Annotated in this window: 18 protein-coding genes; 10 read left to right on the top strand and 8 right to left on the bottom strand. The window is 67.0% G+C overall.

Features of this window, described 5'->3' with window-relative positions; genetic code table 11:
• Nucleotides 1-7: 7 nt before the first annotated feature.
• A complete protein-coding gene (locus ACLB90_RS11335; RefSeq protein WP_411849597.1) occupies nt 8-604 on the bottom strand; it encodes a TetR/AcrR family transcriptional regulator in 597 nt (198 codons plus the stop codon).
• Between the two features lie 112 nt (nt 605-716).
• On the opposite strand from ACLB90_RS11335, the gene ACLB90_RS11330 reads away from it, so the two are divergent.
• Genes ACLB90_RS11330 through ACLB90_RS11320 form a run of 3 tightly spaced genes read left to right on the top strand, consistent with a single transcriptional unit; the run spans nt 717 to nt 3,594 of the window.
• Nucleotides 717-1,772: a sugar phosphate isomerase/epimerase family protein gene (locus ACLB90_RS11330; protein WP_411849596.1), complete on the top strand. Its 1,056-nt coding sequence runs from the start codon at nt 717-719 to the stop codon at nt 1,770-1,772.
• Nucleotides 1,772-2,665 carry an alpha/beta fold hydrolase gene (locus ACLB90_RS11325; RefSeq protein WP_411849595.1) on the top strand — a complete coding sequence of 298 codons (894 nt, stop codon included), beginning with the start codon at nt 1,772-1,774 and terminating at the stop codon, nt 2,663-2,665. The genes ACLB90_RS11330 and ACLB90_RS11325 overlap by 1 nt, the downstream gene beginning before the upstream one ends.
• Nucleotides 2,662-3,594, top strand: coding sequence for an alpha/beta hydrolase (locus ACLB90_RS11320; protein WP_411849594.1), 933 nt, complete (start codon nt 2,662-2,664; stop codon nt 3,592-3,594). Before ACLB90_RS11325 ends, ACLB90_RS11320 begins: the two co-directional genes overlap by 4 nt.
• 25 nt (nt 3,595-3,619) lie before the next feature.
• Here the strand turns inward: ACLB90_RS11320 and ACLB90_RS11315 are convergent, their stop codons facing one another.
• The 5 genes from ACLB90_RS11315 to ACLB90_RS11295 all read right to left on the bottom strand — a co-directional run bounded on the left by ACLB90_RS11315 (nt 3,620) and on the right by ACLB90_RS11295 (nt 6,753).
• Entirely contained in the window at nt 3,620-4,306 is a 687-nt protein-coding gene (locus ACLB90_RS11315) for an alpha/beta hydrolase (protein ID WP_411849593.1), read from the bottom strand.
• 161 nt (nt 4,307-4,467) lie between these two features.
• Nucleotides 4,468-5,040 (bottom strand): Ax21 family protein, encoded by a 573-nt coding sequence (locus ACLB90_RS11310; protein WP_137191825.1) that lies wholly within the window; start codon nt 5,038-5,040, stop codon nt 4,468-4,470.
• Nucleotides 5,041-5,311: 271 nt separating this feature from the next.
• Complete coding sequence (locus ACLB90_RS11305; RefSeq protein ID WP_411849592.1) at nt 5,312-6,025, bottom strand: hypothetical protein; 714 nt, start codon at nt 6,023-6,025, stop codon at nt 5,312-5,314.
• A 217-nt stretch (nt 6,026-6,242) separates the two neighbouring features.
• Complete coding sequence (locus tag ACLB90_RS11300) at nt 6,243-6,611, bottom strand: RHS repeat-associated core domain-containing protein (RefSeq protein WP_411852744.1); 369 nt, start codon at nt 6,609-6,611, stop codon at nt 6,243-6,245.
• Nucleotides 6,601-6,753, bottom strand: a complete 153-nt coding sequence (locus ACLB90_RS11295; RefSeq protein WP_411849591.1) for a hypothetical protein — start codon at nt 6,751-6,753, stop codon at nt 6,601-6,603. Before ACLB90_RS11295 ends, ACLB90_RS11300 begins: the two co-directional genes overlap by 11 nt.
• Before the next feature lie 240 nt (nt 6,754-6,993).
• On the opposite strand from ACLB90_RS11295, the gene ACLB90_RS11290 reads away from it, so the two are divergent.
• Nucleotides 6,994-7,353 (top strand): DUF1428 domain-containing protein, encoded by a 360-nt coding sequence (locus ACLB90_RS11290; RefSeq protein ID WP_411849590.1) that lies wholly within the window; start codon nt 6,994-6,996, stop codon nt 7,351-7,353.
• Nucleotides 7,354-7,377: 24 nt separating this feature from the next.
• Here ACLB90_RS11290 and ACLB90_RS11285 read toward each other — a convergent pair whose 3' ends face one another.
• Both ACLB90_RS11285 and ACLB90_RS11280 read right to left on the bottom strand, forming a co-directional pair.
• A complete protein-coding gene (locus tag ACLB90_RS11285) occupies nt 7,378-8,076 on the bottom strand; it encodes a hypothetical protein (protein ID WP_411849589.1) in 699 nt (232 codons plus the stop codon).
• A 120-nt stretch (nt 8,077-8,196) separates the two neighbouring features.
• Nucleotides 8,197-9,138: a histone gene (locus ACLB90_RS11280; protein WP_411849588.1), complete on the bottom strand. Its 942-nt coding sequence runs from the start codon at nt 9,136-9,138 to the stop codon at nt 8,197-8,199.
• Between the two features lie 677 nt (nt 9,139-9,815).
• Here ACLB90_RS11280 and ACLB90_RS11275 point away from each other — a divergent pair.
• From ACLB90_RS11275 to ACLB90_RS11250, 6 genes are all read left to right on the top strand, one after another.
• The gene (locus ACLB90_RS11275) at nt 9,816-11,243 is read left to right on the top strand and encodes a Do family serine endopeptidase (protein ID WP_411849587.1); all 1,428 of its coding nucleotides are present in this window, start codon (nt 9,816-9,818) and stop codon (nt 11,241-11,243) included.
• Between the two features lie 113 nt (nt 11,244-11,356).
• Nucleotides 11,357-11,722, top strand: coding sequence for a hypothetical protein (locus tag ACLB90_RS11270; RefSeq protein ID WP_228884548.1), 366 nt, complete (start codon nt 11,357-11,359; stop codon nt 11,720-11,722).
• Between the two features lie 8 nt (nt 11,723-11,730).
• Entirely contained in the window at nt 11,731-12,231 is a 501-nt protein-coding gene (locus tag ACLB90_RS11265) for a phage holin family protein (protein WP_411849586.1), read from the top strand.
• Complete coding sequence (locus ACLB90_RS11260) at nt 12,228-12,689, top strand: protein sip-5 (protein ID WP_411849585.1); 462 nt, start codon at nt 12,228-12,230, stop codon at nt 12,687-12,689. Before ACLB90_RS11265 ends, ACLB90_RS11260 begins: the two co-directional genes overlap by 4 nt.
• Nucleotides 12,690-12,806: 117 nt before the next feature.
• A complete protein-coding gene (locus ACLB90_RS11255; protein ID WP_411849584.1) occupies nt 12,807-13,898 on the top strand; it encodes an AI-2E family transporter in 1,092 nt (363 codons plus the stop codon).
• A 49-nt stretch (nt 13,899-13,947) separates the two neighbouring features.
• On the top strand, nt 13,948-14,424 hold the full coding sequence (locus ACLB90_RS11250) for a hypothetical protein (RefSeq protein WP_411849583.1): 477 nt from the start codon (nt 13,948-13,950) through the stop codon (nt 14,422-14,424).
• The last annotated feature ends 65 nt before the right edge of the window (nt 14,425-14,489 follow it).

The following is a 14,489-nucleotide window of genomic DNA, read 5'->3' as shown; positions in this document are numbered from 1 at the left end:
GGGTTCATCAGGCCGTCGGCACCACCGGCAACGCCTGCATCGCCACGGTCACGGCGGCCAGCAGGCGCGCGCGGCTGGCGCCATCGCGGGCCTGGGTGGAGATGCCGTGCAATACGGTGGCGTAGTAGTCACCCAGCGCCTGTACGTCGCTGCCATCGGGCAGTTCCCCGGCGCTCGCGGCCTGCCGCAGTCGCGCGATGATCTGCGCGGTGCGCTGGCGGCGGTGCTCGGCCAGCCAGTCCATCACGGCCTCGTTCTCCGGTGCGGTGCTGGTGGCCGCCGACACCACCAGGCAGCCCTGCGCACGGCCGCGCCGCGTGTAGGTCAGCACGGCATCGTGCAGCATGCGCTCGATCGCCGGGCGCACCGCCTGCTCGCGCAGCGCCCGGTCGGCAAAGCCGCCATCGCCCGCTTCGTAGAGCGCCACCGCCTCGCGGAACAACTGCTCCTTGCTGCCGAACGCGGCATAGATGCGCGCCGAGGCAATGCCCAGCGCCTCCACCAGCGCCGACATCGACGTGCCTTCATACCCACGCTCCCAGAACAGCAGCATCGCCTGCTTGAGGGCGTGGTCCTTGTCGAATTCGCGGGGGCGGCCGGCCATGAGCATCACTACGGTTTGAAGCGGTGTGGCGATTCTATCCAAACCGGGCGTTGACCGGGACGAATCACCGGCCTATTCTTTGTCGCTCGACAAACAATAAGGCAGCACCTTCATGCGTACCCTCCAAGGCCCCAGCCTGCACCTGGCCCAGTTCAGTGCCGAGCAGGCCCCCTTCAACGATCTGCCCTCCATCGCCGCGTGGGCCGCCGCCCAGGGCTTCAAGGCACTGCAGATCCCGGCGTGGGACGAGCGCCTGTTCGATGTGGAACAGGCCGCGCACAGCCAGCAGTACTGCGACGACCTGATCGCCATGCTGGCCAGCCACGGGCTGGTGATCAGCGAACTCACCACCCACATCTTCGGCCAGCTGGTGGCGGTGCACCCCGCCTACGACGCGCTCTGCGACAGCTTCGCGCCGGCCGCCCTGCACGGCGACCCGGCCGCGCGCACCGCGTGGGCGGTTGAACGCCTCAAGCTGGCCGCGAAAGCCTCGCAACGGCTGGGCCTGGACCGCATGGGCACCTTCTCCGGCGCGTTCGCCTGGCCGTACCTGTTCCCGTTCCCGCAGCGGCCGGACGGGCTCATCGAGGCCGCGTTCGAGGAACTGGCGCGTCGTTGGCTGCCGATCCTGGATGTGTGCGACGCGCACGGCATCGACCTCTGCTATGAGATCCATCCCAGCGAAGACCTGCACGACGGCACCAGCTTCGAGCGTTTCCATGCCGCAGTGGGCATGCACCGGCGCTGCCGGATCCTGTTCGATCCCAGCCACTTCGTCCTGCAGCAGCTGGACTACCTGAGCTTCCTGGACATCTACCGCGATTTCATCGGCATGGTCCACATCAAGGATGCCGAGTTCAATCCGAGCGGGCGCCAGGGCATCTACGGCGGCTACAGCGGCTGGACCGAGCGCGCCGGACGCTTCCGCTCGCTCGGCGACGGCCAGGTGGACTTCAAGGGCATCTTCTCCAAGCTCGCCCAGTACGACTACGACGGCTGGGCCACGCTGGAATGGGAGTGCTGCCTGAAAAACCAGGAGGACGGCGCGCGCGAGGGCGTGGCATTCATCAATGCACACATCATCAAGGTCACCGATCGCATCTTCGACGACTTCGCCGGTGCGCCGGTCAGCCGTACGCAGATCAACAGCATGCTGGGGATCCACTGATGAAGACCGTACACGACCGCTCCGCTTCGGCCGCGCTGGATGGCGTGGTGCACCGCCATGTCCGCATCGACGGTCGCAGCGTGCACTGCGCGATCCTCGGAGAGGGCCGGCCGGTATTGCTGATCCCGGGCTGGCCGCAGACCTGGTATGCCTGGCGGCACATCATGCAGGCGCTCGCCGCACAGGGTTTCCAGGCCATCGCCGTGGACCCGCCGGGCACCGGTGATTCGGATACCCCGGCGCACGGCTACGACACCGGCGCCACCGCCGCCACCCTGCACGCGCTGATGCAGCAGCTGGGCCACGCGCGCTACCAGGTGGTGGGCCACGACGTGGGCATGTGGGTCGCCTACGCGTTGGCCAGCGACCAGCCGGAGGCCGTGCAGCGCCTGGCGATCACCGAGGCGGTGATTCCCGGCCTGGCTGAGGCACCGCCGGTGTTCGTGGCGCCGGAAGACAACATCTTCCTGTGGCACTTCATGTTCAACCAGGTGCGCGACCTGCCCGAAGCGCTGATCGCCGGCCGCGAGCGCGCCTACCTCACCTTCATGTTCGACCGCTGGGCGCATCGCCGCGAAGCGGTGGCCTGCGAGGTGTACATCCGCGCGTACTCGGCCCCGGGCGGGCTCAGCGGTGGCTTCGGCTACTACCGCGCCATTCCCGAAACGATCCGCCAGAACCGTCTCCGTGCGCTCACCCCGCTGGCGATGCCGGTCCTGGCGATCGGCGCCGAGCACGCCACCGCCGACATGCCGATGGACACCATGCGGGCCCATGCTGGCGACCTCCGCGGGGCGATGATTGCCGACTGCGGCCACTTCGTCATGGAAGAGGCGCCCGAGGCCTTCCTGGCCCAGCTGCTGCCGTTCCTGCTGCCGGCGTGCCAGGCATGAACCTGGACCCGGATATCGCGCGCTTCCTGGCTGCGCTGCCACCGCCGGCGGCGGTGGCGGAGGCATCGCTGCTGGACCTCCGCGCGGCCAGCGAAACGGCACTGCCCGCACTGCAGGGGCCACGCGAGGAGGTCGCGGCAGTCCGCGATGTCCTCGTGGCCGCCAACGATGGCCACGCCATCGGCGTACGGGTGTACTGGCCCGCCGGACATACGCCTGGCCACGCGCGGCCAGGGCTGGTGTTCGCACATGGCGGCGGCTGGTTCCAGGGGTCGCTGGCGGTGTACGACAACCCGTGCCGGGCCCTGGCCAATGCGAGCGGCTGCGTGGTGATCGCGGTGGCGTACCGGTTGGCGCCGGAGCATCCGTTCCCGGTACCGCTGGAAGACGTGTATGCGGTGCTGGACTGGAGCCACCGCACCGCTGCCGCGCTCGACGTCGACCCGGCCCGGCTGCTGGTCGGCGGCGACAGCGCCGGCGGCAATCTCGCCGCCGGCGTGGCGCTGCTGGCACGCGACCGCGGCGGCCCGCCCATCCATCACCAGCTGCTGCTGTACCCGGCGCTGGATACGGCGGTGGACACCGACAGCCACCGTCGCTACGGCGAGGGCCACTTCCTCACCACCGCCCTGATGCAGCGCTGCTGGGACGCGTATCTGGATGCGGACAGCCTCGCCAATCCCTACGCGGTGCCCGCTCGCGCGCAGGACCTGGCCGGGCTGCCCGCGGCCAGCATCCTGGTCTGCGACCACGACCCGCTGCGCGATGAGGGCGAGCACTACGCGCACCGCCTGCAGTTGGCCGGGGTGCCGGTACGGTGCGAGCGGTTGCCGGGCATGGTGCATGCGTGCCTGCACCTGCTGGGCGCCGCCCCCGCATCGCGCATCCTGCTGGACCGCAGCGCGGCATTGCTGGCTGCGGGGATGTAGGCCACGCAGCCCGGTAGCGCCGCGATCAGCCGCCAGCAGCCTCGCCGATCAGTGCCGCCACCGCATCGGCCTGCGAGGCCAGCGACGCATGGCTGGCCGCCAGCGTGATCACCTTGCGTGCACCCAGACGTGCCGACATGCGCTGCTGGTTCTCCGGCGAGATCATCCGATCCTCGCTGGAGATCTGATACCAGCTGGGTTTCTGCTTCCACGCCGGCGCGCTGATCGCATCGCCGAACGTGCTCGCCAGCGGCGCCTTCTGCGCCACCGACATCACCAGCGCCTCGTCGGCACCGAGATCCTGGCAGAAGCTCTCGTGGTACTTGTCCTGCTTGATCCACAGGTAGCCGTCGCTGTCTGCCTCCAGGTTGGGCACGGCCACCGGCGGATGCTGCTGGGTGATGCCGCCCGGGCTCTCGCCCGCATCGGGCGCGAACGCGGCGATGTAGACCAGTCCCACCACGTTGGGCAGGTTGCCCGCCTCGGTGATCACCGCCCCGCCATAGGAATGCCCCACCAGCAGCACGGGGCCATCGACCTGCGCGACCATCTTGCGCGTGCGTTCGGCATCGTCGGCGAGCGATGTCAGCGGCAGCTCCACCGCGCGCAGCGCCGTATGGCCGGCGCGGTGCAGGGCGAGGATCACCTTGGACCAGTGCGCGGCACCGCCCCAGAACCCGTGAACCAGCACAATCGTCGGGGAAGCGGGCATGTTCGTCTCCAGGGTGGGGCGCTGCGGGAGCCGCCACTAGACGCCGGACGCGGTTAATCCGGTGTGATCCGGCGCCGGCGACGCCCACGAAAAAGGCCCGGCAATGCCGGGCCCTTTTCTGCCACGCCGGTACGGCGCGTGGCGATGCAATCAGACTGCGCTTACCAGCTGAAGCGCGGGCCGACCGACCATTCCTTGTCACCGTGGCGATCCATCTTGATGTCGCCGTTGATGCCCCAGTTCTGGTTCAGCTTCACCTGGCCACCCAGGCGGCCGTAGAACTGGCCATCCGGATTGACGCCGTGCTTCTTGCTGTAATCCTCGTAGCCGGCCATTGCGTAGACTTCGGCGTGCTGGCCGAACGCGGTACGGATACCGGCTTCAGCGCTGTAGCCGTTGAAGTCCAGGCCTTCCTTCGGGTCGAACTTGTTGTAGGCAACGCGGCCCACGAAGTCGGTGCTGTTGCCGATTTCCTGGTTGTAGCCCACGCCCACGCGCCACTGGTCAACCTTGAAGTTGCCGATGTCGGTCTTCTGCTGGTTGTACTCGCCAAAGGCGTGGAAGTTCGGCAGGAACGCGTAGGAACCCTTCACGCCCCAACCGTCGGCCTTGCCACCGTCGGCGTCGGTCTTGACGTAGTCGCCTTCAGCGTAGTTGTAGGACAGGCCTTCGGCAGCGGAAGCAGCGAACGGCAGGGCGGCGGCGAGCGCCAGGGCAATCAGGGACGTCTTCATGGGGGTACACCTCTGTTCTTGCAGCGGCGCACTGCGTGCCGCCTTGGAAATGTAAATTCTCCGTTATTCGCCCGAACGCGCCCTGAAAGCAGCCGTTGTGCGAACCGTGAATTTTTTGCGGAGGTTCAGGCTGACTCTGGCACACGCGCGCCTGCGCAGGTGCGTTCGAGTCCCAAGATCGTCTTGCACGGCCGGGGAGGCTGGCGTAGGGCTGCACGTTCTTTTCGATGGAAGGCCACCAGCTTTGCAGTGAAACAGCCAGCAATCAGCGTTAGCCGCCGATACCCCCCCAAGGTGGTTTTACAAACCCAGCGGCCTGCATCTCACCGAGCTCTGTCATGGCAGCCTTATGAAGCTTGCTGGAACTGTCAGGAAGGGTAAACACGCCCTCGGTACATCCGAAATCCTTCAGGCGAAGAACTCGTCGCTCCCAGAAACCATTGGGAGTCAAGCCGAGATTGGTCCATGTGGGATCCGATACCCAGTCAAGAGTCAGCGGGACGTGACACTCTGGATTCCACCTCAGCCTGGACAGAGGAAGTCCGACGACCTCTGCATGCGATTGCAGATTGGAAAAATCCAAGGCCAATTCGTTCTGAGGTGCAGTTTCCAGCCATGCATCCAGCGCCGGCCGTGACCGTTCAGTCTCACTCGGCTTTACCCAAAGGCTTGATGCGTTCTTGCCACCGCTGATGACAATGCGCCTCAGTACCGTCTGTGTGTTGATGATCATCGCGTCTGGCGAGCGCATGTCGTCGAACAGCACGTCATCCATCTGGACGCCGTGTGCGATCCGAAAGCTGCCATCAACCTTGCACTTGGTGAAGCTGCACCGCGATACCGTTACGAGGCCGCCCTCCGGAGTTCCCGGGCCAAAAAGCAGGCGATCGAACCGCAACCGATCAAACGTTGCTTCCCGGAGTTCACGGGATGCACCTTCGCTCGGACCGGCCAGTGCGTAGACAGACGCAAGATCATCAACCACCCTTTCCCCCACCAGTCCAGTTGTAGCCAACGTTTCCGGGAATTGTCATACGTCACGACTACATCCACCCCGTCGCGCTGACTGTGAGACCAAATTGAAGACGGACTTGATCCGGTTATCTCGTAGCCAAGCCCACCTGGGCCAAAGTAGTCTTGGGGCGCATTTCCCCGAGTAGGACGTAGGACTGAAAGGACATTGTCACCTTCCGCAAGGTCTGTCACGCGTCGCTGAAGCGCCGTTCCAAAGAAGAGTCGCATTGTCCAAGGTACCGGCGTAGTAGCTTGGGATCGTTCAGCAGCTCATCTCTGACCTGATTCACCATATTGGCAAGCCGCCGCTGCAGGTTGATCATCGCCGCCGAGTCGAGCACTTCATCACAGCTCAGTCCCAGCGCATCCATCCAGTTGATGGCAGACGGTGCGAAGTCATACAAGTTCTCGCCAGCCTGCAACGTCAGCGGATCCTGGCCGATGAACTGCCCCAGTTTCGGGTCGTAGTACCGGTAGCGGTTGTAGTTGAACCCTGTCTCCTCATCGAAGTACTGGCCCTGGAGACGAAGATTGTTGCGTACGACATCAACGCTGATCGAGCTGGGACACCTGTTCGGTACTCTGGAAGCGTTTGACCAGGAAGGTCTGCGGGTCCAGCACGGTGTCCACGCGGATCAGGCGGTGGTCCTGCTGCAACCGCGCCAGGGCGTGAAGGGGGGCAACTGCTTCGGCATGCATCGGGCCTTCCTTCGTCCCATGATCGTCGAGACCCCGACCGTGCCATCGCGCCATGACAGGCGCCAACTTTCTGACGCGAAGATGCAATTCATCCGATAAATTGCTTCAGCTTTGTGGAAAAAAACGCGGTTTTCATCACATTCCCCATCGTCGGATGGGTGCAGCGTGTCGATTTTCCGTGCCGTGGTTCGTCATATCAGCGAGGCGCCCGTTCCGGCGCGCCCCTTCCGGAGGTGTTCCATGTCTTACATCGATGGTTTCGTGCTTGCCGTGCCCACCGCCAACAAGGAGGCGTTCCTGGCTCATGCCCGCATGGGCGATGCGATCTGCATCGAGCATGGCGCCACCCGCGTGGTGGAGTGCTGGGGCGACGACGTGCCGCATGGCAAGCAGACCGACTTCTACCGCGCGGTGGAGGCCAAGGCGGATGAGACGGTGCTGTTCTCGTGGATCGAGTGGCCGGACAAGGCAACGCGCGATGCGGGCATGCAGAAGATGATGGAAGACCCGCGCATGGACCCGGCACACAATCCGATGCCGTTCGACGGCAAGCGGATGATCTACGGCGGTTTCGTGCCGGTGGTGGAACTGGGCGGGTAAGCGGGACAGCGCAGGGCGCCGGGATCAGCGTGGGGGGTCGGGCGCGTCGTCGAGGGCCTGCCCGCCGCCCATGCCGCCCATGCCGCCCATGCCGCCGCCCATCCCACCGCCTCCGCCGCCGCCTTTCGCACCGCCCTTGTCACCCGCGTCGGCCTTGCCTTTGGCCCCGGCCGACGGACGCGCCGGTCCCTGCTGCGGGATCGCGACGCTGGCGGGAATCGGCGCCAGGTCGAGCGCGGCGCGGATGAAATCGCGCAGCGACACCACCAGTGCCGCCGTCGGCACCGCGCGCCCCTGCGCCAGTTCGGTGGCCGCATGCGCGGCCAGGCGTACCTGTTCGTCGGTGCCGAGCAGAATGATGTCCGACAGTGCGGCCTCGACGGCATCGCGGATGCGCCGGGCGCGGTCGCTGCCGGCGGTGGCCACCGCGTCGGCCAGGCGCAGCGCCGCATCGTCGGGGTGGTCCTCGTGCGGGGCATGGCGCAGGTCACGCAGGTGGCGCGGGTCCACGTCCAGCGCGCCGGTAAAGGAGCCGCCCAAGGTCTTGTAGGCCGCGATCAGGGTGCGCAGGCGTTCGTTGATCTGTCGGTTTTCGCGCTCGCGGCGCTGTTGCAGGGTCTGCATCACCAGCAGGCGGATACCCACGCCAATCAGGGTGATGACCGCCAGCCCGATCAGGGTGGACAGCATGGCCTGCCAGGAACTGAAGTCGAGACCGCGCATGAAAACTCCCTCGCTTGGGAGCCTCACCGTAGCAGGCGCCAGGTGAGTGCGGCATCGGTGGCGGTCGGCCACCTGGCCGCCATGCCGCTCCCGCCCGCAGGCGGGAACGGCACGTAAGACTTACTTGCGCGCGCGCTTGGCCGGGGCCTTGCGGGCCACGGTCTTGGCAGCGCCGGCACGCTTGGCCGGGGCGGCCTTGCGGGCAGCGGTCTTCTTGGTCACGGCCTTCTTGGCGGTGGCGACCTTCTTGCCGACAACCTTCTTGGCGGCGGCGGTCTTCTTGCCGACGACCTTCTTGGCCGCAGCGGTCTTCTTGCCGACGACCTTCTTGGCCGCAGCGGTCTTCTTGCCGACGACCTTCTTGGCAACGGCGATCTTCTTGCCGACAACCTTCTTGGCAACGGCAGTCTTCTTGCCGACGACCTTCTTGGCAGCGGCGGTCTTCTTGCCGACAACCTTCTTGGCGGCCGCGGTCTTCTTGGCGACGGCCTTCTTGGCGGTGGCGACCTTCTTGGTCACGGCCTTCTTGGCGGCGACAGTCTTCTTGCCGGCCACCTTCTTGGCGGTCGCGGTCTTCTTGGCGACAGCCTTCTTGGCGGTGGCGACCTTCTTGGTCACGGTCTTCTTGGCAGCGGCGGCCTTCTTGGTCACAGCCTTCTTGGCGGTGGTGGCCTTCTTGCCGGCAGCCTTGGTGGTCTTGGTCACGGCCTTTTCAGCGGCGGCCTTCTTCTTGGCAACCTGCTTCTTCAGCGCGGCGGCCTCGGCCTTGGCGTTGCTCTTGGCGGTTTCCAGCTTCTTCTTGGCGGTGGCCAGGGTCTTGCCGACCGACTTGGCAGCCTTGTCGGCCTTCTTGGCGACGGTCTTCTCGGCCTTCTTGACGGCCTTCTTGACCTTGGCGACCTGGGTGGTCGCGGCCTTGCGGGCGCGCTTGACGGTCTTCTTCACCGACGCCACGGCGTCTTCAGCGGTGGTGGCGATGGTCTCGCCCACTTTGCCGGCCACTTCTTTCACTTCTTCGACGCCCTGCGACAGGGTCGCGGTCACACCATTACCGTTGCTCATGATTGCCTCCTAAGGGGCCTGGTCAGTTAAATCGCTGGCGATGCTATACCGGCGCGGTCCATCGTGGAACGGTCTTGTCGCAGCCTGTGAGCCGCATCTGTGCTTGGCAAGCGGCCAGCGCGGCAGGCCCTGCACCAGGTGGTGGACAGCAAACTGCTTGAAAACAGCTTCCGTGCTTGTGTCGACCGCTGCGGCAACGGTCATTCCTTCGTATGTCGAACGGGGTGGAGGCGGCGTGCATTTCTGCGTCGCACACGATCGGTTCGTTGCCCCTTGCCTGCACAACTGCGCCGATTGCGAAGACCAGACCGACCGCGATGGGCGTGTCGGCAACCCGCTGCGGGGCGTCGGGAGGATGCGGTGGACGCATGCCGATCGCGATCGACCGGCAGCGGATGCGACGGCGACGACACGGCGTTCGCGTGTGGCATCGCGAAGGGGGAGACGGGCTGCGACGAAACGGATCGGATCGACACGGTCGGGGTCATGGCCTTCCAGTGCCGCGCCCGCGCGCGGCTGGGTTGCAGGCAGCTTACCCCTGCACCAGGGCGTGTCAACGGTCGTCCGGCGCGCGTTTTTTCATGGCGCGTTTAGCCGCGAACGGACACACTCATTCAGCTTGCACTACCGTATAGCTGCTTTCCCGCCCTGCACCCTCGTTACGGAACCGCCGGACCATGCGACCGATCCCGACCCTGCTGACCCTTGCCCTCGCCGCCGCATTCGGTGGATTCGTCGCCACCGCCATCACCGCGCAGCTGGACAACCGCGCTGCCGCGTCGCCCGCCTCGCTGGCCATTCCGGCCACCGCTGCCCTGCCTGCGGCAGTGGCCGGCCAGCCGGTGCCGTCGCTGGCGCCGATGCTGGAGCGGGCGATGCCGGCGGTGGTGAGCGTCAACACCAAGCAGGTGGTGCGGGTACGCAACCCGTACTTCAACGATCCGTTCTTCCGCCGCCTGTTCCCGGAAGTGCCACAGGAGCGCATCAACGAATCGCTCGGTTCGGGCGTGATCATCGATGCCGCCGAGGGCCTGGTACTGACCAACCACCACGTCATCGACAACGCCGACGACGTGCAGGTCACCCTCGCCGACGGGCGCACGGTCAAGGCCGAGTTCATCGGTTCGGACCGTGATACCGACGTGGCACTGATCCGCATTCCGGCCGACAAGCTCACCGCCCTGCCGCTGGGCAACAGCGACCAGCTGCGCGTGGGCGACTTCGTGGTGGCCATCGGCAACCCGTTCGGCTTCAGCCAGACCGTCACCTCCGGCATCGTCTCGGCGGTGGGCCGCAGCGGCATCCGCGGGCTGGGCTACCAGAACTTCATCCAGACCGACGCGTCGATCAACCCGGGCAACTCGGGCGGCGCGCTGGTCAACCTGCAGGGCCAGCTGGTGGGCATCAACACCGCCAGCTTCAACCCGCAGGGCAGCATGGCCGGCAACATCGGGCTGGGCCTGGCCATTCCCTCCAACCTGGCGCGCGACGTGGTGGACCAGCTGGTCAAGCACGGCGTGGTGGTGCGCGGCACGCTCGGCATCGAAGCGCAGAACCTGACCCCGCAGATCGCCCAGGGGCTGGGGCTGACCGAAGTCCGCGGCGCGCTGGTGACCCGCGTGCTGGCCGGGTCCGGCGCGGCTGCCGCCGGCCTCAAGCCGGGCGATGTGGTGGTGGCCGCCAACGGCCAGCGCGTGGACAGCGCGCAGGCGCTGCACAACGTGGAAGGGCTGCAGCCGGTGGGCAGCACCCTTACTCTGGATCTGCGCCGCGACGGCAAGCCGCTGCAGCTCAAGGTGGCGCTGAAGGAACAGGCGCGCGCGGTCGCGGGCGACACCCTGGACCCGCGCCTGGGCGGTGCCACCTTCGTTGACCTGCCCGAAACGCTGCGCCAGGCCGGCGTCAGCGGTGTGCTGGTCAGCGAGGTCAAGCGCGGCAGCCGCGCCGCTGCCGCCGGGCTGCAGCAGGGCGATGTGATCACCGAGGCCACCGTGGGCGAATTCGCCGACCTGGCCAGCTGGCGCGCCAATTTCCAGAACCGGCCGCAGCAGCTGGTGCTGCGCATCGTGCGCGGCAACGTGCGCGGCGAGCTGGTGATGCGCTGAACGGCTCAGGATGCCGTAACGCCCCTTACACCCGCGCGGTGCTATTACCTTGTGTTCCTCGCCGTCCGGTTCGTCCGCGGTCACCATCCCCCATCGCATACAGGAGATACACGATGAGCCCCACCAATACCGAGAACCTGAAGGAACACCTGGGTGAAGCCGGTTCGCACCTGAAGTCGGCGGCCAGTGCCGCAGGCGGCGCGATCAAGGGCGCCACCGGTGCTGCCACCGACGAACTCCGCATCGGCAAGGCCAACGTCAAGGCCGAGCTGTCCGACACGGCGCTGTCGGGCCTGGCCGCCGCCGAATTCGGCGGTGCCGCTGCCAAGGAACAGGTCGATGCGCTGATGGACAAGGGCAAGGACCTGGTCGACAGCGCTGCCGAACTGATCCGTGAACGTCCGCTGGCGTCCTTCGGCGTGGCCTTCGCGGCCGGCTGGATCATCGCCAAGCTGGCCCGCAGCGGCGGCGACAAGTAAGCGTCGGCGTGAGCGATCAAGCCCACACGGCCGCCAACGGTGGTGCGGATTCCCCGCCACCGGACAGCGGCACTACCGCGCCCCCGCTGGATGAGAGCATCCGCCAGGTCGGTCAGGCCGGGCGCGCCACCGTCGACTCGGCCAAGCACACGCTGCGCTCGCTGCGACGCCTGGCGTCGGTCGATTTCGCCCTGGCGCGCAGTGCGTTCGGGCGGGCCTTGGCGTGGAGCGGGGTGGCGATCGTGTTCGGTGCATCGGCGTGGCTGCTGCTGGCCGGCACGCTGATTGCGCTGATGCAGCACTGGGGCCTGTCCTGGTTCCAGTCGCTGCTGATCACCTCCATCCTCAGCCTGGCCGTTACCGGCTATGCGATCTGGCGGGTGTCGTTCTTCTTCCGCCACACCGGCATGCATGCCACCCGTCGCCAGTTGTCGCGGCTGGGGCTGTACGACGAACCCACCGACGACGATCCCGATGCCCATGTGGGCAAGGCGGAGGGCACCCCATGAATTTCGAAGCCCTGCGCCGCCGCGTCAAGCGCGCCGAACAGGTGGTGTCGATCCGGGTCGATGAAACCCAGTGCAACTGGTTCACCCTGAGCCAGGTCTGGCGTGCCGGGTGGACGCCGTTGCGCATCATCACCGTTGGCCTGGCCGGGGGTTTCCTCGCCGGCAAGCTGGAGCCGGGCACGGCCAGGTTCCACGGTGCCCGCTGGCTGCAGATGATCGGCTCTGTCTCCAACCTGATGGCCAGTGCGCAGGCGGCATTCGCCTCGATGCAGGCCAGCGAAGCGGCCGATACCGCCGAGCAGGCAGCGGACAAGGTCGACGAGGCAGCGGACGAGGTGGCCTCACCTGCCGCCGCAGCGCCACAGGCAACGCCGCCACCGGCGCAACCGCGTCCTGCGGCCGCGCCGTTCCAGCAGCCGCAGCCGGCAGAAGCCGCCACGGATCTGTCCGAGCGCTGAGCCCGGGCATGCCCTGCCGCACCGCGCGGCGGGGCCTCGCCTGGTCTGCACGGGCACAACACGCCGCGCGCACCCGCACTGCCCAATAATGACGCTCCTTTCCTGCCTGCGACCTGCATGAGCGTCCCTGCCCCCTCTTCGCCCGATGCGGCTGCCGCACCACCACCGCCCCGGCCGCGCGCACCGATGTCGCTGGTGGTCCTGGCCACGCTGGCGGTCGCTTTCACCTTGTGGGCAGCGCAGGAGGTGATCCTGCCGGTGCTGCTGGCGATGTTCTTCGCGCTCGTCGGCAACCCGATCCTGCGCCTGCTGCAGAAGATCTGGATTCCACGCTTCCTCGGCGCGGTGCTGGTGCTGGGGGTGGGCCTGAGCGGTGCGGCCGCGCTGGGCGTGCAGCTGGTGGGCCCGGCGATGGAATGGGCGCAGGAAGCCCCCCAGCAGCTGCGCAAGGTGGCCCGCCAGGTGCAGGACCTGACCAAGCCGGTGCAGCAGGCCAACCAGGCGGCGGAGAACTTCGCGCGTGTGGCCGGCGGCGAAGGCAACCGCCGGGTGCAGGTGGTGCGCACCCAGCTGGACGATCCCTACAGAGTGCTTACCCGGGCACCGCGCCTGGCCGCCTCGGTACTGGCCGTGGTGCTGCTGACGCTGTTCTTCATGATCTACGGGCAGAGCCTGCAGAAGCATGCCATCGCACTGTTCCCCAACCGCCAGCAGCAGCGGTTCACCACCGACATCCTGCGGTCGATCGAGCGCGAGGTGTCGCGCTATGTACTGACCATCACCGTGATCAACACGCTGGTGGGACTGGTGTTCTCCGGCGTGCTGCTGCTGCTCGGGATCAGCCTGCAGGAGGCCCTGCTGTGGGGCACGGTGGCGGCGCTGCTGAACTTCGCCCCGTACGTGGGCCCGCTCATCGGCGTGGCACTGATGCTGTTGATGGGCTTTGTGGAGTTCAGTGATCCGTTCCACGCCCTGCTGCCGGCCGCCGGCTACCTGGCCCTGCACACCGTCGAAGGCCAGGTGGTCACGCCGATCGTGCTGGGCCGGCGCATGGCGATCTCGCCGCTGATCCTGATCCTGGCGCTGATGGTGTTCGGCTGGCTGTGGGGCATGGTCGGGCTGCTGCTGGCGGTGCCGCTGCTGGTCTGCATCAAGCTGGTGCTGGCCCGCCTGGACGGCATGCAGGGCTGGGCGCGGCTGCTGGAGTAAGCGTGTCGTGCCAGAATGCCGGCCCTTTTTCGGATGGAACCCGGCCCTGATGTCTTCCCCCGCACGCCGTTGCCTCACCCTCGCCTGCCTTGTCACCCTCGCCGCCCCGGCGCTGGCCGCCCCAGCGCCCAGCGCCGAGGTGGCCGGCCGCCAGCTGGTCGAGGCCGTCACCTGCAAGCGCCACCTGACCCCGGCCCAGTTCGCCGCCCTGGCCAAGGTGCTCAAGCCGACCGAGCTGATGGCCTACAGCGCACAGTCCGATGGTGAGTACGCGTTGACCACACCGCTGGTCGTGCTCGGCCAGCCGGTGAACCGCCTGCACCTGTACGACGGCGCCAACGGCGAGGACGGCATCGACAGCTACACCGCGTACTTCAGCACCGCCAGTGTCGAGCAGATGGCGGCAGTGGCGAAGATCCCGCGCAACGCTGCTGGCGACTACACCCTTGAAGTGGGTCGCCATGACCTCAGCGTACGGCCGGACGATGGCCAGGCATCCATCAGCTGCTCCTACGACCTGCGCTGAACGGCCGTCACCCGGGCCTGCCTGCGCGCGCCATGAAAGCCCGCGCGGGCAGGGGTAGAATGGCG

The organism is Stenotrophomonas sp. LGBM10 (genome assembly GCF_046736075.1).
In the GTDB taxonomy this organism is placed as follows: domain Bacteria; phylum Pseudomonadota; class Gammaproteobacteria; order Xanthomonadales; family Xanthomonadaceae; genus Stenotrophomonas.
This window is presented reverse-complemented; position numbering and strand designations above follow the sequence as displayed.